This is a genomic window from Actinokineospora sp. NBRC 105648 (assembly GCF_030269645.1).
Lineage (GTDB): Bacteria > Actinomycetota > Actinomycetes > Mycobacteriales > Pseudonocardiaceae > Actinokineospora.
Genome location: NZ_BSTR01000013.1, coordinates 92,512 through 112,965 on the forward strand (window position 1 = coordinate 92,512; position 20,454 = coordinate 112,965).

The following is a 20,454-nucleotide window of genomic DNA, read 5'->3' on the forward strand; positions in this document are numbered from 1 at the left end:
TACCGCTACCGAACCTGGCACCAGGTCAGGTTGGACGGAGCTAGCTGGCTGTGCCGGCGGTGATGCGGTGCACGAGGTCGGTGGCGTCTGCGTTGCGAGGGTGGTACTTCGCGGCGTGCGCGAGTGTTCCGAGACGCCGCTGCAGGCCGTCTGATGAGATGCTCGCCGCGAGGTCCGCTGCCTGATGCCCGTAGTGGATGCCGGTGGTGGGGTCGCCGTTGCGCAGGTGGCAGGTCGCCAACTCGGCAAACACGATGGCCTTCCCCTTGTTCTTGACCCATTCGAAGGTGGTGAAGGTCGTCAGGGCGTCAATTGCCGACGCGGCATACGCCTTGTTCTTGTCCGACAGGGCGAAGTCGACCTTGCCTGCCAAGCCGTTCCAACTCTCGATCGTGAAGCTGTTGGGTGCGGGGATGCGATTGTCGCTGGTGGTGACCAAGGCGAGCCGGGAGCGCTCCATTGAGTCGTGCGCGCGTGCGGCGTCCCCCATGGCCGCGTGCACACGGGCCTGGGTGGAGTACAGGCACCCGGCCGCCTCCCCGGACCGGGCTCGATCAGCGGCGATCACGCCCAGGCTCAGGACCTGCCTGGCGTCGTCGAACTGCCCGGCGCGCAGGTAGATCCGCCCGATCCGCTCCAGCGCGAGCGCGCTGCGCAGGTCGTCGTCGGCTTCACGTGCGGCGACGAGAGCTTGGCCGAGGTAGCGCAGGCCTGCGCCGGTGTTTGCGGTACCAAGGTTCGCGCTGTCGTGCGAGGTCCAGCCGGCCAGCAGGAGCAAGTCGCTGTGCACCCCGTGCAGTTCGCGGGCGATGTCGTCGGTGTGGGTGGCCTTGAGCATGTCGCGGGCGTGGCCGAGTTGGGCGATCGCGGCTCCTCGCACTGCACCACCGCCGAGGCGTTTCTCCTGTGTCCACAGGAGGAATGTCATCTCGCGCAGCTGGTCGACGTCCGTGCGGCCGATCCTCGACCGAACCGGGATGGCCGAGCTCGGGGTGGTCAGGATGCCGAGATCCGCTGGGCTTATGCCTGCGCCGACGGCGGCTTGGGCCAGTAGTCCGATGAACGTGCGTCGATCCGGCATGTCCCCCGCCTCTCCCGCTGCGCTACCACCCGACTCCACACCTGTCGCGCCTGCCAGGCCCATCCGCTCCCGTGGGATCCCCAGGCCGTCGGCGATGCGGACGAGGACGTCGTAGGCCATGACCTGGCGGCCCCGGACGATCGTGGACACCTCCGCCTGCGCCTGCCCGGTCAGTGCCCCGATCCGGCGTTGGGACACGCCGTGCCGCCTGAGCAGTCGGAACACGGCGCCGATGTCGCGGATGGCGAGGGCGTCCCGCATGGGTGGGGTGTCCCAGATCGCGGCGTCCGGCTGGTCTTGTGCGTCGCCCCACGTGGTGGTGTTCATCGGTCCTGCCTCGGTTCGGCCACGTCAGGAACCTCACGGTAGCCGACTGGGCACCCACAGCGACACATGTCTCTGGCCCGGTCGCGCGCGGGAGCCGCTGATCTGCCAAGGGGATATGCCGGGCATATCACCGCCACTATCCCCACTGGTCACATCGGTCACATGCGCCACGGTCACACTCGACCTCCGCGGCACGACGGGGGATCGCCATCGCACGTGCGTCTCGCACCAGGGAGCCGGTGTGCCCACCCTTGCCTGGTACGCACCCCCATTCGGAGACCGCACCCATGACCGCAGACAGCTGCACCGCGGCGATCACCGCGCCGCCGCCACCGGAGACGATCTACGTGCTGGGCAACCTCACCGACGTCGGCATCCACGCCCGGGCCCTGCGCGCGCACATCCAAACCGGCACCCTCACCGCCGCCGCGATCGACCGCCTCGACCGCGCGCACGCGCTTAGCGTCGCCGCCGCCCGCTGGCTGCTCGCCAACCCGGGATCCCAGCTCGCCCGCGACATCCGATAGACGGGAGAACAGCCTTGGTCGCCACTATTGCCGCCGTCCCCGATGGCGACGGGGACGAGGAGCAGCAACGCCTCTGCGCGACCCTGTCCGCGGTCAGCACCGCGATCACCGGCTACGTCCGGCGCGACGTCGACGCGCACCTGGGCCGCGCCACCCCCACGCCGCCCCGGGACGAACACCAGCTCGGCCGAGTGCTGATCGCCCTCGGCAACCGCCTGGCCACCCGCGCGCTGCACCGCGATGTCACCGCCGTCTGGAACACCTACGACGCGGGCATCCACCGACCGACCGGTGAAGCGCCCTGACGCGACTTGGGGAGCCCCACCCGATCGGGCGGTACCGGCGATATCAATCGCTCACGAAACGAACAAAGGGGCGGGGCGCCTATTGTTCGGCGCCCCGCCCCTTTTGTCCTGCATTTGTCATTACGGCACGATCTGTGTCAGCTGGCCACCAGGCGCGGCGGCCATTGTTGGGCGTTGAGGATTCCCAGCACGTACGCCTTGGACACCAGGGCGGCGCGATTGGGCACATCCAATTTCTTCAGCATGCTGCTGACGTGGTATTCGACGCCCTGTTTGCTCAGGTACAGCTCGGTCGAGAGTTCTTTCGTCGACACCCCCGCCGCGATTCCCTCGATGATCTTCATGTCGATGTCGCTGAGCACCAGGGTCTGGTTCTTGCGGCTCCTGGTGTCGGTGCTGACGTAGGGCCGCAGCACGGCCACCACCCGGCTGGTGCCGTCGTCGCCGCGGACCTCGTTGGGGAAGGCCAGGATGCGCACCGCCGACTTCACCCGCGGCGGCCCGGCCAGCCGCGCCTCGATGGCCACCCGCGGCAGGGTGCCCTTGACCAGGGCGTCCAGCCTGGCCGAGAGGTCCTTGCGGTCCTCTGCGTGGAACCAGCCCGCGACCCGGTTGCCGCGCAGCCGGGCGGGCGGCAGGCCGCCCATCAGGTGGCAGGCGCCGCTGTTGGCGTCGACCACCCGCAGCCGCTCGTCCAGGGTGAGGATGCACAGGTCGGCCGGGAAGATGAACATCGAGTTGGCGATGATGTCGAGTTGGCGGACTGATAAGTAGCTCCGGCAGTCGCCCGCGTATTCCGCGGAATCGGGCACCACGCTCATCGTGGCCGTTCTCGCCTCGATTGTTTCGGTCATGAAAGAACAACCCCCAGGTAAATACGGGCAACCCCCGAGCCCGGCGCGATTCGGCCGAACTCTTTTCCGATATTTCCTGTATACCAGTCCGGGATTCCATGGTCAAGGATAAACCGACCACTGGAACGGGCCGTGGGTATCACACCATCGAGGTACCTCCGATCAGGTAATGGCTCAGCTGCCCAGGTACTTGACCACCGCGACGACGCGCCTGCTCAGCCCGGTCGAACGGGCCAGGCCGAGTTTGTCGAAGATCGCATTGATGTGCTTTTCCGACGCGCTCTGCGATACGTGCAGGACCTCGGATATCCGCGCGTTCGTCAAGCCCTGCGCCATCAGCGCCAGCACCTGTTTCTCCCGCGGTGTCAGGCGTTCGAGCGGGTCGACGTGCGTGGTGCGGGTGAGCAGCTGGCGCACCACCTCCGGGTCGAAGGCGGTCCCCCCGGCCGCGACCCGGCCCAGGGCCTCCAGGAACTCGTCCACCTGGGCCACCCGGTCCTTGAGCAGGTAGCCGACCCGGCCCGCGGTGCTGGTGATCAGCTCGGTGGCATAGCGGTTCTCCACGTACTGGGAGAGCACCAGCACCCCGATGTCGGGCCACTCCCGGCGGATCTGCAGGGCCGCCTTGAGGCCGTCGTCGTTGTGCGTGGGCGGCATCCGCACGTCGGTGACCACGATGTCGGGCTGGTGCTCGGCGGTGGCGGTGATCAGGTCGGGGGCGTTGTCGACGGCGGCGAGCACGTCGTAGCCCTCCTCGGCGAGCAGCCGGACCAGTCCCTCGCGCAGCAGGGTGGAGTCCTCGGCCAGGATCACGCGCACGGCAGGCTCGCCTCCACCACGGTCGGGCCGCCCAGCGGGCTGCGCACGGCGAAGAGCCCGTCCACCGCGGCCACCCGCCGCGCCAGCCCGGACAGGCCGGTCCCCGCCGGGTCCGCGCCGCCCTTGCCGTCGTCGGTGATCACCACCTGGATCCGGTCCTGCTGGCGGGTCACCACCACCTCCACCGTGCTCGGGCTCGCGTGCTTGGCCGCGTTGGTCACCGCTTCGGACACCACGAAGTAGATCACTGCCTCCACTGTGGAGCGCAACCGCTCGCCGAGCTGGAAGTCCAGCCGGATCGGCACGCTCGAGCGCTCGGCCAGCGACTCCAGGGCCGCGTGCAGGCCCGCGTCGTCCAGCGCGATCGGGTACACCCGGCTGGCCACCTCGCGCAGCTCGCTGATCGCCTCCTGGGCGGCGACCTGCGCCTGCTCCAGCAGCCCGCGCAGCGCGTCGGAGCCGACCGCGGCCCGGCGCGCCCGGCCGACCAGCATGCCCAGGGCCACCAGCCGCTGCTGCACGCCGTCGTGCAGGTCGCGCTCGATCCGCCTGCGCTCGTCGTTGATCGCCTCGACCACCTCGGCCCGGGTGTTGGTCAGCTCCAGCACCCGCTGCTGCAGCACCACCTGCGCGCTGAACCCGAGCGCCTCGGTGGCCAGCCAGCGGTCCAGCGTGCCCACCCCGAGGATGCCCACGGCGCTGACGAAGGTGAGCATCGTGCCGGGCAGCGCGGCCAGCAGCAGCAGCCAGGTGTCCACCCGGTCGGAGCCGTTCTCGATCAGCCCCCAGCCGCCGTCGAGGACCCACGCGGAGAGCATCGAGCCCGCCACCACCAGGCAGAGCACCAGCATGAGCAGCACACCGAGACCGAGCCCGCCCACCATCCAGCGCAGCGCCAGGTAGCGGCGGCAGCGCGCGGGGGTGAGCACGTCGATGTGCATCGGGCCGTGGAAGCGGGTGACCCGGCGCAGCTCCAGCTCGGTGAGCCGCAGCGCCTGCTGGTCGGCCGCGGCGGTGATGGCCCGCCGGTGCGGGCCGGGGATCGCGGTGAGCGCGGCGCCGAAGAGGGCGAGCACCAGGTAGCCGAACTCGGCCAGCGCGGTGACCGCCCCCGCCAGGATGCTCGCCACGGCCCGCAGCCAGCGCCCGGCCAGCGCGCGCGCGTTCAACTCCTCCGGCAGCGGTATCTGCAGCGCCGGGGGCGCCCAGGCGGCATTCTGGTGCACATACCCCAAGGTAGCCGACCCGCAACGAGCCGGTACTGCGGTTTACCGCACTATCCCCCTGGCGGTTTGACCCCGCCCGCTGGGTGGCTCGCCTCATTGTCGGCGCGGCCGGTGGTTCCTAGGTTTGTGACAGCCGCGGAACCACAGTCCACGACCTGTCAAGGGGTTGCACACCATGTCCTATTTCCTGCTTGCCGAAGGTACCGCCGAGCCGGTGGGCGGCCTGGCCGGCTGGGCGGTCGACCTGATGGATTCGCTCGGCGGCCCGGGCGCGGCCCTGGTGGTCGGCGCGGACAACCTGTTCCCGCCCATTCCGAGTGAACTCGTCCTGCCGCTCGCCGGCTTCTCCGCCAGCCGGGGAACGTTCAGCCTGGTCGAGGCGCTGGCCTGGACCACCGCCGGTTCGGTGGTCGGCGCGATCATCGTCTACCTGCTCGGCGCGCTGCTCGGCCGGGAGCGGACCCGGGCGTTGATCGCCAAGATCCCACTGATGAAGGTGACCGACTTCGACCGCTCCGAGGCCTGGTTCGCCAAGTACGGCAACAAGGCGGTGTTCCTCGGCCGGATGGTCCCGCTGTTCCGCAGCGTGATCTCGCTGCCCGCCGGGGTCGAGAAGATGAACGTGGCCAAGTTCCTGTTCCTCACCACGCTCGGCAGCCTGATCTGGAACTCGATCTTCGTGCTGGCCGGCTACGGCCTCGGCGCCAACTGGCACCTGGTCAGCGACTACGCGGACATCTTCCAGAAGATCGTCATCGTCGCCGTGATCATCGCCGTGGCGCTGTTCGTGGTGGTCCGGCTGCGCAACCGCGGCAAGGACAAGGGCGGCGACGGCGGTGCCGGTGGCACCGGCTACGACCCCGAGGCCACCCAGGTCATCCGGGCCCAGCGCCGGTACTGACCGACCCGGTCCAGGTCCCAGGCGGGACCAGCGAGGTGGACAGCGGCGCACACCCCCAGTGCCGCTGTCCACCGCTGGGCGTACCGGGGCCGGCGCCGGTGGTCGGTGATTTGCTAACGAAGCCACTAGAGGTTGCCCGGCACCCGGTGCCCCCGCCGCGGGCCGCGAAATGGATTCCCACCTGCTGGTTCACCCGATTCACCCGGGCTCGGTCGGGCACTCGCCCGCCGGGCCCGCGGCCTTGACGCCCACCGATCCCGCGGGCAATGCTGCCATTGCTGACCCGGTCTCATCGAGCCGGGTGAAATGGGGAATCACCGCAGGGCGCCACTCGGGGGCCGCGTCCTATTTCCGGACGTGGGACGCCGGTCGTTCGCGCGCTCTCGCGGTACTCGGGCGAAGGGCAGTCCTAACCAGTGAGCGCCGCGACTTCACGCAATGTCGGAACCGATTACGCGCCCGGGGAAGCCGAGCGCGTCCTGACCAGGGTGCCCCGGTGGATTCACCCGGACGCGCCGGTTCGCCCGGCTTTTCGGAGCCATTCCACCCCCCTTTCCGCCGAACTCACCGAACTCGCCGAACGGGCGGGAGCGGACCGGGGGACCCTCCTGGTGGCGGTGGCCGCCGCCGTCCTGCGCACCGTGGTCGGCGAGCGGGATCTCGTCCTCGGGCTGCGCGAGGGTGGCCGCGAGCACCGGCTGGACATCACCGTCGTGGACGGCACTTGGCGCGCCCTGCGCGCCGCCGCCGACCAGGCCAGGGCCACCGCGCGGCCTGAGGTGGGCCGGTCCGAGGTACTGCTGGACCTCGACGGCGCCAACACCGACCCCGCCGAGCCGGTCGCCTTGGTCATCGCCCTGCACGCGGGCGAGATCCGGCTGCGCCACCGCGGCGACCTGTTCGACGCCGAGCACGCCCGCAGGCTGGGCGGCTACCTGCGCGGCGCGCTGCGCGCCGCGCTCACCGAACCCGACGCCCGGCACGACGCCCACGGTCTCCCGGACGCCGAGGAGACCCACCACCAGGTGCACGGCCTGGCCGGGCCGACCCGCCCGGTGGGTGAGGCGATGTTCCCCGAGCTGTTCGCCCAGCGGGTGCGCGCCCACCCGGACGCGCCCGCGGTCAGCCACGGCGACCGCGCCTGGACCTACCGGGAGCTCGACGAGCGGTCCGACCGGGTGGCCGCCGCCCTGCTCGGCGCGGGTCTGGTGGCCGAGGACGTGGTCGGCGTGGTCACCGAGCGCACGCTCGGCTGGGTCGCGGCCACGCTGGGCGTGCTGAAGGCGGGCGGGGTGTACATGCCGATCCGCCCGGGGTTCCCGGCCGACCGGATCCGCACCCAGCTCGAGGTCGCGACCGTGCGGTTCACCCTCTCCGAGGCGGGCAGCCACGCCACCCTGGACACCGCGCTGGCCGCGTTGCCGCAGGCACCGCCGCTGCTGCTGGTCGAGGACCTGCCCGCGGCGACCGCGCCGCCGGTGCCGGTCGGTCCCGGGCAGCTGGCCTACATCTACTTCACCTCGGGCTCCACCGGTCTGCCCAAGGGCGCCATGTGCGAGCACGCGAGCATGGTCAACCACCTGCGCGCCAAGATCGACGACCTGGACCTGGACGCGGGCACCGCGGTGGCCCAGACCGCGTCGCAGTGCTTCGACATCTCGCTGTGGCAGCTGGTGGCGCCGCTGCTGGTCGGCGGGCGGGTGCGGCTGGTGGACACCGACACCCAGCTCGACGTGCCCGCCTTCCTCGACGAGCTGGCCGGGCACGGGATCGGCGTCGTGCAACTGGTGCCGTCCTACTTCGAGGTGCTGCTCACCGAGCTGGAGCGGCACCCGCGCGAGCTGGGGCCGCTGCGGTCGATCTCGGTCACCGGCGAGGCGCTCAAGCTCGACCTGGTGCGCCGCTGGTTCGCCCGCTACCCCGAGATCGCCCTGGTCAACGCCTACGGGGCCACCGAGGTCGGCGACGACACAATGCACGAGGTGCTCACCGGCGAGCCGGGTCGCGGCTTCGTGACCGTCGGGCGGTCGCTGCGCAACGTGCGCACCTACGTGCTCGACCCCGACCTGCGGCTGGTGCCGCTGGGCAGCCCGGGGGAGATCGCGTTCGCCGGGGTGTGCGTGGGCCGGGGCTACATCAACGACGAGGAGCGCACCCGGCAGGCGTTCGCCGACGACCCGCACGTGCCCGGCGAGCGGCTCTACCGCACCGGCGACTTCGGCCGCTGGCTGCCGGAGGGGCGGATCGAGTTCCTCGGCCGCCGCGACCAGCAGGTCAAGATCCGCGGCTTCCGGATCGAGATCGGCGAGGTCGAGGGCAGGCTGCTGGAGCTGCCCGGGGTGCGGGGCTGCGCGGTGGTCGTCGACGGCGAGGGCGAGGCCCGCAAGCTGGTCGGGTTCTACGCCGGGCCAGACGTGGCCGAGGCCGAGGTGCTCGCGCACTTGGCCGCGGCGCTGCCGGACTACATGGTCCCCGGGGCCTGCCACCGGATGGACTCGCTGCCGCTGACCGAGAACGGCAAGGTCGACCGGAAGGTGCTCCGCGAGCTGGCCGCCACCCTGGGCCACGCCGCCGCGAGCTACGCCGCGCCCACCACGGTCGCGGAGAACGCGCTGGCCACCGCGTGGGCGGAGGTGCTCGGCGTGCCGGTCGAGCGGATCAGCCGGGCCGACCGGTTCTTCCAGCTCGGCGGCACGTCCCTTGCCGCCGTGCGGCTGGTGGTGCGGCTCGACCGCAGGCTCAGCCTGCGCGACCTGGCCCAGGACCCGTCCCTGAGTGAGCTGGCGCTGCGGCTGCAGGGCGACCACCTCGACCAAGCCGACCAGGCCGACCGGCCCCGGCCCGCGCTGCTGCACCGGCTCAGCCCGGACGGCGTGGACGGTGTGCACCTGGTCTGCTTCCCTTATGCGGGAGGGAACGCGGTCAACTTCCGCGGTTTGGCTGGTGCCCTGGCCGAGCACGGGGTCGTCGTGTTCGGGGTGGAACTGCCCGGCCACGACCTGTCCCGCGCTCGGGAGGAGTTCGCCGATGTCGGCGCCGTCGCCGCGGCGGTGCGCGCTGAGGTCGCCGGGCTGACCGGGCCAGTCGCCGTGTGGGGACACTGCGCGGGGGCCGCGCACGCGGTGGAGCTGGCCCGGCTGTTGGCGGCCGATGGCGAGTCGCCCGCGGCGGTGTTCGTCGGTGCCGCGCCGTTGAGCGGCCCGGAACCGCTGCGCGCGGAGATCACCGAGGTGTCGGGGCTGGCGAACCACGAGATCACCGCCGTCCTGCGGGCGGACAGCTCCTACGTCGAGCTCGACGACCTCAAGGCCGAGCGGGTGGACGTCGTCGGCGCCGCCTACCGGCACGACGTCCTCAGCACCAACGAGTACCTCCTGCGCGTGCTGGCCGACCCGGGCGCGCACCGGTTGTCGACGGCGCTGCATGTGGTCAACGCCGCTGACGACCCAGGGCACCCGAGCGCGGACGCGGGCCGGTGGGTGGAGCTGGCCGAGTGGGTGAGCACGCACGTCCTGCCGCACGGCGGGCACTACTTCGTCCGCACGGTCGCCGACGAGGTCGCGGCCCGGGTGCTGGCCGCGCTCGGCGCCGTGTCGGTCGCCCGATGACCGTCGAGGCGCTCACCGGGCGGATCGCCGCCGGGCCCAGTGCGCTACTGCGCGCCGAGGTGCTGCTGCCCCAACTGCGCTTCGAGCTGGACAACCTGTTGCCGCACTACCTCGCGATCGAACGGGTGTTGCTGCTGGAGTACCAGCGGATGGGCGTGCTCACCGACGACGAGGTCGCCCGGATCGGCACCGCTCTGTCCACAGTGGATCGGGGTGTGGTCGAGGCGGCCGCGGAGGGCATGGCGGACATCGCCTTCGGGGTCGAGCGCGCGGTCACCGCCGAGCTGGGCGAGGTGCCGCCCGCCTGGCACGTGGACCGCAGCCGCAACGACCTGCAGGCCACGGCGCAGAAGATGTACGGGCGGGCGCGGGTCTTCGAGCTGGTGGCCGAGCTGGCCGACCTGGTCCGGGCCGCGCACCGGCTCGCGGAGCGGGAGCGGGGTGTGGTCATGCCCGGCTACACCCACTCCCAGCCCGCCCAGGTGATGACGGCGGACTTCTACTTCACCGCGCTCGCCGAGCAGTTGTTGCACGCGCTGGACCGGTTCACCGCGTTGCTGCGGGTGTTCGACGAGTGCCCGATGGGCGCGGGGGCGATGACCGGCGGCGACCTGGGCTGGGACCGCGACCGGATGGCCGAGCTGCTCGGCTTCGCGAGCGGCTCGGGCAACGCGCTGCGCGCGGTGGCGGCCCGGGACTGGACGCTGGAGGCCACCGCCGAGCTGTGCCTGCTCGGTGTGCCGCTGAGCCGATTCGCCACCGACCTGATCACCTGGGCGGGGGCCGGGTACGGGTTCCTGGACTTGCCCGACGAGCTCAGCGGGATCTCCTCGGCGATGCCGCAGAAGAAGAACTTCCCGGTGCTGGAGAGGATCCGGGCCCGCACGGCCCGGCTGGCGGGCGCTTTCACCGAGGTGGTGGTCGCCCAGCGCGCGACGCCGTTCAGCAACACGGTGGAAGTGTCCAAAGAGGCCAGTTCGGGGGTGCCTGCCGCGTTCGACGACGCGGGTTCGGTGCTGCGGCTGCTGCGCGTGGTGCTGGACAACCTGGTGCTGCGCGCGGATCGCCTGCGGGCGGTGTGCGAAACCGAGTACCTGGGCGGGTTCGGGCTGGCCAACGGCCTGTGCCTGGCCGCCGGGGTGCCGTGGCGGCAGGCGCAGGTGGTGGCGGGCCGCTACGTCGTGGCGGCCCTGGAGCGCGGGCTGACCCCGGGTGAACCGGACGGTCGGCTGCTCGAGGAGATCGCGCGGGCGTCCGGGCACCGGGTGGCGGACGGGCACGCGCTGCTGGTCGAGGCCTTCGACGTCGACCGCGCGGTGGCCGCCAAGCGCACGGCGGGGTCGACCGGGCCCGAGCACGTCGCGGCGGTGCTCGACGCGCAGCGGTCCGCCCTGGCGCGGGCCGAGGCGGAGTGGGCGAGGCGGCGCGCGGACGTCGAGGACGGTGGTCGAGTGGTGGAGCGCCTGCTGGCAGGCGCGGGGGAATGGAGGGGGAGCAGGTGAGCACATCAATGATCTTGGCGCCGTCGTACCGCGGCGCGACCGGCGTGAGCACGGCGTTCGGCACGTTCGGCGAGCTGTTGCAGGGCGCGCTGCCGGAGGCGGACGGGGACTTCCTGGTCACGCTGCCGATCGCGCGCTGGAGCATCGCGACGTTCCGCACCGACCCGGAGTCGGTAGAGCTCCAGGTACGGCCCGCGGGCAAGCGCAAGGCCCTGCGGCTGGCGCGGATGATCTTGGCCGACGCGGGGGAGACCAGCGGTGGGCTGCTGACCATCGACAGCGGGATCCCCGAGGGCAAGGGCCTGGCCAGCTCGTCAGCCGACCTCGTGGCGACCGCGCGGGCGGTGGCGAACGCGCTGGGGCTGCCCATGCCCGCGCACCGGGTGGAGGAGCTGCTCGGCCGGATCGAGCCGACCGACGGCGTGCTCTACCCCGGCATCGTCGCCTTCTACCACCGGCGGGTGCGGCTGCACTCGTTCCTCGGGTCGCTGCCGCCGATGGCGGTGGTCGGCATCGACGAGGGCGGCACCGTGGACACCGTGGCGTTCAACCGGATCCCGAAGCCGTTCACCGCCGCCGACCGCCGCGACTACGCGAGCCTGCTGGACCGCGTCACGGCGGCCGTGCGCGACGGCGACCTCGACACGATCGGCGAGGTCGCCACGCGCAGCGCGGAGATGAACCAGGTGCTCCGGCCGAAGCGCACTCTGCCCGCGCTGCAACGGATCTGTGCCGAGGTCGGCGGCCTGGGCGTGGTCAACGCGCACAGCGGCACGACCCTGGGCATCCTGCTCGACACCCGGGCGCCGGAGAGCCGCGTGAGGGTGGCGGAGGCGGCCAAGAAGTGCCTGAGCCTGGCGGGCAACGTGACTGTTTACCGCTCGCTGAGCTTCGACGGCGGGCCGTCCCCGGAGGGGTACCCCCATGCGCAGTGAGCACCTGATCGACGCCATCGGCGGCACACCTCTGGTGCGGCTGCGGTTGCCGGAGCGACCGGACGTGCGCGCCTACGCCAAGCTGGAGCTCAACAACCTGTTCGCGATGAAGGACCGGGTGGCGCGCAACATCATCCTGCGGGCGCGCGAGTCCGGCGCGCTGGCCGAGGGCGCGCCGCTGGTGGAGAGCTCGTCGGGGACCATGGCGCTCGGGGTGGCCCTGGTCGGGCGCGCGCTCGGGCACCCGGTGCACATCGTCACCGACCCGCGGGTCGACGCGATCACCCTGGCCAAGCTGGAGGCGCTGGGCTGCGCGGTGCACATCGTGTCCGAAATGGATGAACACGGCTGGCAGGGCGCCCGGCTGACCAGGCTGGCCGAGATCATGGCGGAGCACCCGGGCGCGTTCTGGCCACGGCAGTACGACAACCCGGACAACCCGGCCGCCTACCGGGTGCTGGCCGAGGAGCTGGTGGCCGACCTCGGGCACATCGACACCATCGTCGGCCCGGTGGGCAGCGGCGGCTCGCTGTGCGGGACCACGCGGGCGCTGCGGGAGTCGTTGCCGGGGCTGCGGTCGGTGGGCGTGGACTGCGTCGGCAGTGTCCTGTTCGGACAGCCGGACTGGCCGCAGCGGTTGCAGAGCGGGTTGGGCAACAGCATGCACCCGCCGAACCTGGACCGCTCGGTGATCGACGAGGTGCACTGGCTCAACGACCGCGAGGCGTTCGCCGCCACCCGGGACCTCGCGCGTGAGCAGTTCCTGTTCGCGGGCAACACGTCCGGCTCGGCCTACCGCGTCGTGTCCTGGCTGGCCGCGCGGGCCGAGCCGGGGGCGACGATCGTCGGGATCTTCCCCGATCGGGGCGACCGCTATGTTTCCACCGTGCACAACGAGAAGTACTGGGAAGAGCGCGGCCTGGCGGGCCTGCCGCTGCGCACCCGGCCGCGGCTGGTGCCCTCGGACGCGGTGGTCCGCGAGTGGGCGTACTCGGTGCCGCCGGAGGAAGCGCGGCCCGCGTTCGTGTTCGTCGAGTCCAACACGACCGGCACCGGGATGCGCGCTCTGGCGACCGCGTCGAGCCTGGGGTACCGGCCGGTGTTCCTCACCGACCGGCCGTCCCGGTACCTGGGCCTGGCCGACGCGGCGGTCGAGACCGTGGTCTGCGACACCGGCGACCTCGACGCGATGACCACCGCCCTGGCGGAGCTGGTCCCGCTCGAACAGGTCTCCGCGGTCGGCAGCACGAGTGAGTTCTACCTGGTCAGGGCAGCGGAGTTGGGCGCGCGGCTGGGATTGCCCGCCGCCGCGCCGGACGCGATCGCGCGCTGCCGGGACAAGGGGGCGCTGCGGTCCACGCTCGCGGAGGCCGGTGTACCCCAGCCCGCGTTCGCCTTGGTGGCCAGTGCGGACGAGGTCTTGAGCCGGGCCGACCTGCCGTTGCCGTGCGTGGTCAAGCCGGTGGACGAGTCGGGGTCGACGGGGGTGCTGCGCTGCTCGACCCTCGAGGAGGTGGCGGCGCAGGTCTCGGCGATCACCGCGGTGGCGGTCAACGGGCGGGGGCAGCGGCGGGCGCCGGGCGCACTGGTCGAGTCGTTCGCCGACGGGCCGGAGTACAGCGTCGAGATGATCGGGGTCGACGGCGAGCCCAGGCTGTACGCGATCGTGGCGAAGTCCCTTGTGGACGATGTGCAGTTCGTCGAGGCCGGGCACGTGGTGCCCGCGGACCTGCCCGCCGACGCCGCGACGGCGATCGTCGACACGGTCCGCAAGGCGTTGCTGGCGCTGGGGATGACGCAGGGGGCCACGCACACCGAGGTGCGGGTGGGCGCTGACGGTCCGGTGGTGATCGAGGTGAACCCGCGGCTGGCGGGCGGGATGATCCCCGAGCTGGTGCGGCTGGCGACCGGGGTGGACCTGCTGGAGCAGCAGGTGCGCCACCTCGGTGGGTTGCCGGTGGCCGAGCCCGCGCCGTTCGACGGGTACGCGGGGATCCGGTTCCTGCGCACCGAAGCCCGAGGTGAGCTGGCCGAGGTGGTCGGTGTGGCTGCCGCCGAAGCGGTTCCGTTCGTGCGCCAGGTGACGGTGACGACGTCGCCGGGTGCCGTGGTCGGTCCGCCGACCGACGCCTATGGCCGACTCGGCTACGTCATCGCCCACGCGCCCAGCCGGGCGGAGCTGTCCGAGGCGCTGGACCGGGCGACCGGCCTGGTGGAGTTCCACCTCGCCGCCGAGCGCTAGCGCGCGTTCGCCGGGTGAACCGACTGCGGTTCACCCGGCGGGCGCCGAGAGACATTGACGCCGAGAAACATTGACGCCGAGATCATCGACGTCGAGGTCATCAGCGGTGCACGAGCGGGCCGTGCATGGCGACCACAGTGCGGTCGCCGCGGTACGGCTGGCGGCTGTGCGCGGTGCGGGTGTTGTCGACGAGCAGCAGATCGCCGTCGCGCCAAGGGGTGCTGACGGTGTGGGCGTCGTAGGTGGCGTTGATCCGGTCCACGGTTTCGAGGTCGAGCGGGCTGCCGTCGCCGAGGTAGGTGGTGAACGGGAGGCCGTGCTCGCGGCCGAACTCGGCGATCAGGTAGTCCCGCACCGCCGGTTCCATGGTCCACTCGTTGAGGAAGGCGACCTGGTTGAACCAGCACCGCCTGCCGGTGTTCGGGTCGACCCGCACCGCGGGCATCCGCTGCACGGTGTGCAGCACGTCGTCGGGGCCCCACGAGAACTCGATCCCGGCGGCGGCGCAGCGGCGTTCGACCTCGGTGCGTTCGCTGGTGCCGAATGCGTCTCGCCAATCCACGCCGAGCAAGTCCCCGTAGTTGCGGGTGAGAATCCAGCCGTGCTCGGAAAATGGGTTGCGGATGTCGGCGGGAAGGGCATCGAACACGTCGGCCGCGTCGGCCAGTGCGGTTTCCCCGCCCGCTTCTGGGGCGCGCACGCAGCCGAAGGCGAGCAATTCCGGGAACTCCGTGCGGTAGCTCAACTCGTGGTGCATGCACATCGGCTGATCGGCGGGCCACCGCGTGCCCGAATAGAGGCCGCCACCGTGGTCGTCGCGCGGCGCGAAGCCCTCGCGCTCGATCGACAGCGAGCCGAGCAGCGCGTTCCCCGCCACCCGGAAGTCGGAGTGTTCACACAGGTCAAGACCTCGGATGAGCAAGCTCCCGTGCTCGCGCGCGACGGCGCGGGCGGCCTCGGCGTGTCGCTCGGGCCAGCCTGCCCGCGCGGGTGGCGGTACGGTCAGCACGGGCGGTCTGCCGGGCTCGAGCGCTGGTTCCAGGGTCCCCGAGATGATCTGCGAAGCGGTCACGGCACATTCTCCATCCTGGTCGCCGGTGGTTCCATCATCCGGTCCGCGGGCCCGTTCATCCTTTGCCCCCGGGTATTTCTAATGCCACCACCAGTGTTTTCGCCGACGCTGGGTCACCGCTTTGGCCGATCGTAGGATGGGGACCGACAGCTGGAATTTCCGGATTAGGGGTGGGGACATGGAGACCTGGCTACTGGGCCAAGACGACCTGGAGCGCATTCTCCAGGTCATCGGCCGCGACACACTCATGCGCAGGATGATCGACCGGATGGGCCATGAGCTCACCGAGCTGGGCCGGGGGGCCCGCGAGGACACCCCGACCCGCGGCGGGTTCGCCCGCACCGGGGAGCTGACCGGGGTCATCGAGCTGATGCCGCACCGCGAGTCCGGTTCGTCGGTGACGGTGAAGACGATCGCCTACAGCCCGCACAACCCGCGGCTGTTCGGGCTGCCCACCATCGTGGGCACGATCTCGCGGATCGACGAGGCCACCGGCAGGCTGATGGCGCTGGCCGACGGCGTGCTGCTCACCGCCGTCCGCACCGGCGCCGCCTCGGCCGTCGCCAGCAGGCTGCTCGCCGCGCCGGAGTCGACCCGGCTCGGGCTGATCGGCGCCGGCGCCCAGGCGGTGACCCAGGCGCACGCGCTGAGCCAGGTGTTCGCGCTGGACTCGGTGCTGGTCAGCGACATCGACCCGGCCGTGGCCGCCGGGTTCGCCGACCGGGTCAGGTTCCTGGACCTGCGGGTCGAGGTCGCCACCCCGGCCAGGGTGCTGGCCGAGAGCGACATCGTCTGCACCGCGACCTCGGTGCCGGTGGGCGGCGGCCCGGTCGTGCCCGACGGCCCGCACCTGGGACACCTGCACGTCAACTCGCTCGGCGCCGACGAGGTGGGCAAGACCGAGCTGCCGGTCACCCTGCTGCGCCGGGCCTTCGTCTGCGTCGACCACCGCGGCCAGGCCGAGCGCGAGGGCGAGTCGCAGCAGCTGCGCGCCGACGAGATCGGCCCGACGCTGGGCCACCTGTGCGCTCACCCGGACGAGGCGGCCGCGCGCCGGTCCGGGCTCACCGTGTTCGACTCGACCGGCTTCGCCTTCGAGGACCACGTCGCGCTCGACGTGTTCCTCAGCGCGGCCGAGGAACTGGGGCTGGGCACCAAGATGGCGATCGAGCACCACCCGGAGAACGTGCTCGACCCGTACTCCACCCGGTCGCTGCGGGTCAGGGCCTGAGCCGTGGACTTCAGCCTGCTGTACTTCGCCAACCGCGAGGTCGACGACGCCCCGGCCGAGTACGACCTGTTGCTGCGCGCCGCGCGCTTCGCCGACGAGCACGGCTTCACCGCCCTGTGGCTGCCCGAGCGGCACTTCCACCCCTTCGGCGGCGCCTACCCGAACCCGGCGCTGGCCGCCGCCGCGCTGGCCACGGTCACGTCCCGGATCCGGCTGCGCGCGGGCAGTGTCGTGCTGCCGCTGCACGACCCGCTGACCGTCGCCGAGGACTGGGCGTTCGTGGACAACCTGTCCCGGGGCCGGGTCGACCTGGCCATCGCCACCGGCTGGAACCCCAACGACTTCGTGCTCGCCCCGGACGCGTTCGCCGACCGGCGCGCGCGGCTGCCCGAGCAGGTGGGGCAGCTGCGCGACCTCTGGGCGGGCAAGTCCGTGACCAGGCGCAACGGTGCCGGGGCCGAGGTGGAGGTCACCACGTACCCGCGGCCGGCGCAGGACGACGTCGAGCTGTGGCTGACCTGCAGCTCCAGCCTCGGGACCTTCGAGCTGGCGGGCGCGCTGGGCGCGAACGTGCTGACGGCGCTGCTGTTCCAGCGCGTGGACGAGCTGGCGCCGAAGCTCGCCGCGTACCGGGAAGCGCTGGTGGCGCACGGGCACGACCCGGCCGAGCGCAAGGTCACGCTGATGGTGCACACCTTCGTCGGCGAGTCCGACGAGGCGGTACGCGCCACCGTGCGGGAGCCGTTCACCCGGTACCTGAAGTCCTCTGTGGACCTGTGGAAGGGGCAGTGGTCCGAGCTGGACTCGATCCACGAGGACCGGCTGCTGGACTACGCCTTCGAGCGCTACTTCCGCACCGCGGCGCTGTTCGGCTCGGTGCCGACCTGCGCGCGGTTCGTCGATGAGCTGCGCGCGGTCGGCGTGACCGAGGTGGCCTCGCTGATCGACTTCGGGGTCGATCCCGCGACGACGCTGCGCGGTCTGTCCTATTTGGATGAGCTGCGCGCCCTGTGAGGACGGCGAAAGGGGCCATGTCGATCACGACATGGCCCCTTTCCCCTTGTCAGGCGGGTTTGCGGGTGAACAGCCGGATGGTGACGGCGGCGCTGACCGCGCCGAGCGCGACGATCACGACCACGGCGGTGACCGTGGCCGCCGGGAGCCCCAGGGCCAGCGCGCGGGTGGCGTCGATGCCGTAGGTGAGCGGGTTGACCCGGGCGATCGCGCCCAGCCAGCTGGGCAGCCGGTCGGCCGGGGCGAAGGCGCTGGAGGTGAACATGACCGGGAACATGAGCACCCCGAGGCTCTGCAGCACCTCGGGGCTGCGCAGCCAGACGGCCAGCGCCAGGTAGACCCAGATCAGCGCCCACGCCAGGGCCCAGGCCAGCACGAACGCGGCGATCAGGCCGAGCGACGGCGTGAACCCCAGCGCGATCGCGGCGGCGAGGACGAGCACGGCCTGCGCGCCGTAGCGGACCGCGTCGGCCAGGCTGCGCGCGACGGGCAGGACCGCCAGGTGCACCGGCAGTGACCGGAGCCGGTCGAACACGCCGTTGCGCATGTCGCGGAGGAACGCCTGGCCGGAGACCTGCGCGGCGCTGACGCCGGTGGTGACCAGGATGGCCGGGGTGAGGTAGTCCAGGTAGCCGACCCCGTGCGGGAGCAGGTCGGCGTCGGCGATGCTGCCGAAGACCTGGCTGAGGATGACCAGCATCAGGATCGGGCCGACGGCGCCGAGGACGGCGGCTCGGGGATCGCTGACGTGGGCGCGCAGTGACCGGCCGGTCAGCGCGGCGACCTGCTTGCGGGCACTGGGCTGCCGGGGGCGCGGGCGTGCGGGCACGTCGACGGCGGTCATGCGACCACCGACCCGGCCCGGGTGGGGCGGCGGTGTGGTCGGACGGTCATGCGGGCACCTGCCCTTTCTCCGCCGTCCAGGGTGGGCGGTCGGCGAAGTAGTTGATGTCGGCCAGGATCTCGTCGGTCAGCGCGGCCGTGCGGTGGCTGAGCAGCCGGTGTTGGCGTCGGAGGACGTCGCCGGACAGCGGGAGCGCGCCCGCGGCGTGGTAGCGGATGGCGCCGGTGGGGTCGCGGAGCGGGACCACGTCGGCGCGGGCGTGCACGCTCGCGCTGAACGGGATGTCCAAGGTCCCGGCGGCGAAGCCCGCCTCGACGGCGGTGGCCAGCCGAGGGCGCTCGAGCACCGGGGTGACCAGCTCGGCGACCTCGCGCTCGATCCAGTGCTGCTCCTCGGCGACCCGGCCCTCGTCCAGCCGGACGAAGTCCAGCAGCGGTGAGCACGCGGCGCGGGCCAGGCGCAGGCCGTGGGCGTTCGCGGCGGCGGTCGGGATACCGAGCGCCTCCTGGTGCGTCTTGGTGATCACCTTGTCGGCGCCGCCGAGCCTGCCGACCAGGCCGCCGTAGTGGACCAGGGCCTCCGCCCAGTCGCGGCCCGCCGGGAAGACGCCCATGAACTCGTGCAGCACGGTGAACACCGTCATGTCCGCAGGCAGGTATTCCGCCGCGACCGCCCGGATCGCGCGCAGCGCCGCCACGTCCTGGTGAACCTCGCCCGACTGGGGGTAGGAGATCGACACGCAGCGCACACCCTGCTCGGCGGCGAGCACCGCCTCCAGCAGCGTCATGGCCAGGCTCAGCGAGGGCGGCACCAGCACCGCGGTGAGGCTGCCGAACAGCTCCCGCTCCAGCACCACCCCGGACCGCGCAAGCTCGGCCGTCACCGCGTCGACCTGCTGCCACGCGCGCAGCGAGTCGGCTAGCGGGACGTCCTTGGCGTAGGGGATGTTGTAGCCGATCCCGCCACCCTCGAATGAGGTGATGCCTGCGGCGAGCGACACCGCGAACAGGTCGCGGCCGTCCGGCGACCCGTGCCGCACCTGTAGCGGCACGCCGACCGCCGCGACCAGCTCCCGCCCGCGCTCCCAACCGTGGGCCACCAGCGGGTAGCCGTTGAGCTGCGCGGGGTTCTCCCGGCGCACCCGGTCGGCGGTCGCGAAGTGCCGGAGCCGGGTGTGCGAGTCGATGGTCACCGACAGCAGGTCCGGCGCGCCCGCGCTTTCCAACGCGCGCAACAGGTCCAGCATCTCCGCGTGCCCGCCGACACCGCACCGAGGTTGCAGGACGGGCCTGCCCTTCGCGCGCTTGAGCACCTCGACTGCGGTGTCTGAGGTGTCCGAGGTGGCCGAGCGCAGGCCGTCGACGATCTCCGACCAGGACGGCAGCCGTTGCCGCCGCTCCCGGTCGAGCTCGATGACGTCCTCACCCAGCATGGGTGAGCACCGGCGCCAGGATCGAGTCCAGCAGCGCGGGCAGCTGCTCCGCCCGGTCGAGCACGTGGTCGACGCCCAGCTCGCGCAGCCGCGCCCGGCCGGTCGCGGCACCGCCCACCTCGATCGAGGGTCTGCCGCCGAACACGACCGGGCAGGCCAGCCTGCCCATCGCGCGCAGCCCGGGCAGGTCGGCGAGGTCGTTGACGGCGTGCCCGTTGACGCTGCCGATGATCACCGCGGCCGCGTCCAGCTCGGCGGCGGCGTCGGCGAACTCCGCCAGCGGGGTGCACACGCCCAGGTTGCGCACCCGGAAGCCCTGCTCGGTGAGCATCAGGTGGATCAGCCGGTTGGCCACCGCGTGCGCGTCGCTGGCGGCGACGCCGAGCACCAGGGCGCGGCGGGGGCGGAAGGTGGTGTCGCGCATGGTGGGGCGCTCCTTGATCATGGGAATGGGAGCGCGGCGCGATCTCCCGCGCGCACGCGTGGCTTTCGGTGAACGTAACAACCGGGGTCAATGGGGACCACTGGCAAAGG

17 protein-coding genes are annotated in these 20,454 nt (G+C 72.0%); 9 read left to right on the forward strand and 8 right to left on the reverse strand.

From position 1 onward, the window contains the following. Positions 1-40: 40 nt before the first annotated feature. Positions 41-1,408 (reverse strand): helix-turn-helix domain-containing protein, encoded by a 1,368-nt coding sequence (locus QSK30_RS14700; protein WP_285503192.1) that lies wholly within the window; start codon positions 1,406-1,408, stop codon positions 41-43. A gap of 287 nt (positions 1,409-1,695) precedes the next feature. Here QSK30_RS14700 and QSK30_RS14705 point away from each other — a divergent pair, with 287 nt between their 5' ends. Then, complete coding sequence (locus QSK30_RS14705; RefSeq protein WP_285503194.1) at positions 1,696-1,935, forward strand: hypothetical protein; 240 nt, start codon at positions 1,696-1,698, stop codon at positions 1,933-1,935. A 14-nt stretch (positions 1,936-1,949) separates the two neighbouring features. Then, entirely contained in the window at positions 1,950-2,240 is a 291-nt protein-coding gene (locus QSK30_RS14710; protein WP_285503196.1) for a hypothetical protein, read from the forward strand. 137 nt (positions 2,241-2,377) lie between these two features. Here the strand turns inward: QSK30_RS14710 and QSK30_RS14715 are convergent, their stop codons facing one another. From QSK30_RS14715 to QSK30_RS14725, 3 genes are all read right to left on the reverse strand, one after another. Further along, the gene (locus tag QSK30_RS14715) at positions 2,378-3,094 is read right to left on the reverse strand and encodes a LuxR C-terminal-related transcriptional regulator (RefSeq protein ID WP_285503197.1); all 717 of its coding nucleotides are present in this window, start codon (positions 3,092-3,094) and stop codon (positions 2,378-2,380) included. A gap of 174 nt (positions 3,095-3,268) precedes the next feature. Beyond that, entirely contained in the window at positions 3,269-3,913 is a 645-nt protein-coding gene (locus QSK30_RS14720) for a response regulator (protein ID WP_285503198.1), read from the reverse strand. Then, positions 3,904-5,139 carry a sensor histidine kinase gene (locus tag QSK30_RS14725; RefSeq protein ID WP_285503200.1) on the reverse strand — a complete coding sequence of 412 codons (1,236 nt, stop codon included), beginning with the start codon at positions 5,137-5,139 and terminating at the stop codon, positions 3,904-3,906. The genes QSK30_RS14720 and QSK30_RS14725 overlap by 10 nt, the downstream gene beginning before the upstream one ends. Before the next feature lie 175 nt (positions 5,140-5,314). On the opposite strand from QSK30_RS14725, the gene QSK30_RS14730 reads away from it, so the two are divergent. The 5 genes from QSK30_RS14730 (at position 5,315) to QSK30_RS14750 (ending at position 14,327) form a co-directional block, all read left to right on the forward strand. Next, entirely contained in the window at positions 5,315-6,040 is a 726-nt protein-coding gene (locus QSK30_RS14730) for a DedA family protein (RefSeq protein WP_285503202.1), read from the forward strand. 611 nt (positions 6,041-6,651) lie between these two features. Further along, positions 6,652-9,648 carry a non-ribosomal peptide synthetase gene (locus tag QSK30_RS14735; RefSeq protein WP_285503203.1) on the forward strand — a complete coding sequence of 999 codons (2,997 nt, stop codon included), beginning with the start codon at positions 6,652-6,654 and terminating at the stop codon, positions 9,646-9,648. Then, the gene (locus tag QSK30_RS14740; protein WP_285503204.1) at positions 9,645-11,150 is read left to right on the forward strand and encodes an argininosuccinate lyase; all 1,506 of its coding nucleotides are present in this window, start codon (positions 9,645-9,647) and stop codon (positions 11,148-11,150) included. Before QSK30_RS14735 ends, QSK30_RS14740 begins: the two co-directional genes overlap by 4 nt. Beyond that, entirely contained in the window at positions 11,147-12,085 is a 939-nt protein-coding gene (locus tag QSK30_RS14745; protein WP_285503205.1) for a GHMP family kinase ATP-binding protein, read from the forward strand. Before QSK30_RS14740 ends, QSK30_RS14745 begins: the two co-directional genes overlap by 4 nt. Further along, entirely contained in the window at positions 12,075-14,327 is a 2,253-nt protein-coding gene (locus QSK30_RS14750) for a pyridoxal-phosphate dependent enzyme (RefSeq protein ID WP_285503207.1), read from the forward strand. The genes QSK30_RS14745 and QSK30_RS14750 overlap by 11 nt, the downstream gene beginning before the upstream one ends. Before the next feature lie 100 nt (positions 14,328-14,427). Here the strand turns inward: QSK30_RS14750 and QSK30_RS14755 are convergent, their stop codons facing one another. Next, on the reverse strand, positions 14,428-15,399 hold the full coding sequence (locus tag QSK30_RS14755; RefSeq protein WP_285503208.1) for a TauD/TfdA family dioxygenase: 972 nt from the start codon (positions 15,397-15,399) through the stop codon (positions 14,428-14,430). Positions 15,400-15,577: 178 nt separating this feature from the next. Here QSK30_RS14755 and QSK30_RS14760 point away from each other — a divergent pair, with 178 nt between their 5' ends. Then, positions 15,578-16,630, forward strand: a complete 1,053-nt coding sequence (locus QSK30_RS14760) for an ornithine cyclodeaminase family protein (protein ID WP_285503210.1) — start codon at positions 15,578-15,580, stop codon at positions 16,628-16,630. Between the two features lie 3 nt (positions 16,631-16,633). Continuing rightward, complete coding sequence (locus QSK30_RS14765; RefSeq protein ID WP_285503211.1) at positions 16,634-17,644, forward strand: MupA/Atu3671 family FMN-dependent luciferase-like monooxygenase; 1,011 nt, start codon at positions 16,634-16,636, stop codon at positions 17,642-17,644. A 49-nt stretch (positions 17,645-17,693) separates the two neighbouring features. Here the strand turns inward: QSK30_RS14765 and QSK30_RS14770 are convergent, their stop codons facing one another. Genes QSK30_RS14770 through QSK30_RS14780 form a run of 3 tightly spaced genes read right to left on the reverse strand, consistent with a single transcriptional unit; the run spans position 17,694 to position 20,344 of the window. Beyond that, the gene (locus QSK30_RS14770; protein WP_285503212.1) at positions 17,694-18,488 is read right to left on the reverse strand and encodes an ABC transporter permease; all 795 of its coding nucleotides are present in this window, start codon (positions 18,486-18,488) and stop codon (positions 17,694-17,696) included. Between the two features lie 46 nt (positions 18,489-18,534). After that, positions 18,535-19,920: a methylaspartate mutase gene (locus QSK30_RS14775; protein WP_285503213.1), complete on the reverse strand. Its 1,386-nt coding sequence runs from the start codon at positions 19,918-19,920 to the stop codon at positions 18,535-18,537. Then, positions 19,910-20,344, reverse strand: coding sequence for a cobalamin-dependent protein (locus QSK30_RS14780; RefSeq protein ID WP_285503214.1), 435 nt, complete (start codon positions 20,342-20,344; stop codon positions 19,910-19,912). The genes QSK30_RS14775 and QSK30_RS14780 overlap by 11 nt, the downstream gene beginning before the upstream one ends. Positions 20,345-20,454: the final 110 nt, after the last annotated feature.

What these genes read in the sequence shown, in the direction of transcription:
- QSK30_RS14705 (WP_285503194.1), top strand. Translation starts at nt 1,696, where the DNA reads ATGACCGCAGACAGCTGCACCGCGGCGATCACCGCGCCGCCGCCACCG.
- QSK30_RS14700 (WP_285503192.1), bottom strand. Translation starts at nt 1,408, where the DNA reads ATGAACACCACCACGTGGGGCGACGCACAAGACCAGCCGGACGCCGCG.
- QSK30_RS14775 (WP_285503213.1), bottom strand. Translation starts at nt 19,920, where the DNA reads ATGCTGGGTGAGGACGTCATCGAGCTCGACCGGGAGCGGCGGCAACGG.
- QSK30_RS14780 (WP_285503214.1), bottom strand. Translation starts at nt 20,344, where the DNA reads ATGCGCGACACCACCTTCCGCCCCCGCCGCGCCCTGGTGCTCGGCGTC.
- QSK30_RS14730 (WP_285503202.1), top strand. Translation starts at nt 5,315, where the DNA reads ATGTCCTATTTCCTGCTTGCCGAAGGTACCGCCGAGCCGGTGGGCGGC.
- QSK30_RS14770 (WP_285503212.1), bottom strand. Translation starts at nt 18,488, where the DNA reads ATGACCGCCGTCGACGTGCCCGCACGCCCGCGCCCCCGGCAGCCCAGT.
- QSK30_RS14740 (WP_285503204.1), top strand. Translation starts at nt 9,645, where the DNA reads ATGACCGTCGAGGCGCTCACCGGGCGGATCGCCGCCGGGCCCAGTGCG.
- QSK30_RS14750 (WP_285503207.1), top strand. Translation starts at nt 12,075, where the DNA reads ATGCGCAGTGAGCACCTGATCGACGCCATCGGCGGCACACCTCTGGTG.
- QSK30_RS14760 (WP_285503210.1), top strand. Translation starts at nt 15,578, where the DNA reads ATGGAGACCTGGCTACTGGGCCAAGACGACCTGGAGCGCATTCTCCAG.
- QSK30_RS14715 (WP_285503197.1), bottom strand. Translation starts at nt 3,094, where the DNA reads ATGACCGAAACAATCGAGGCGAGAACGGCCACGATGAGCGTGGTGCCC.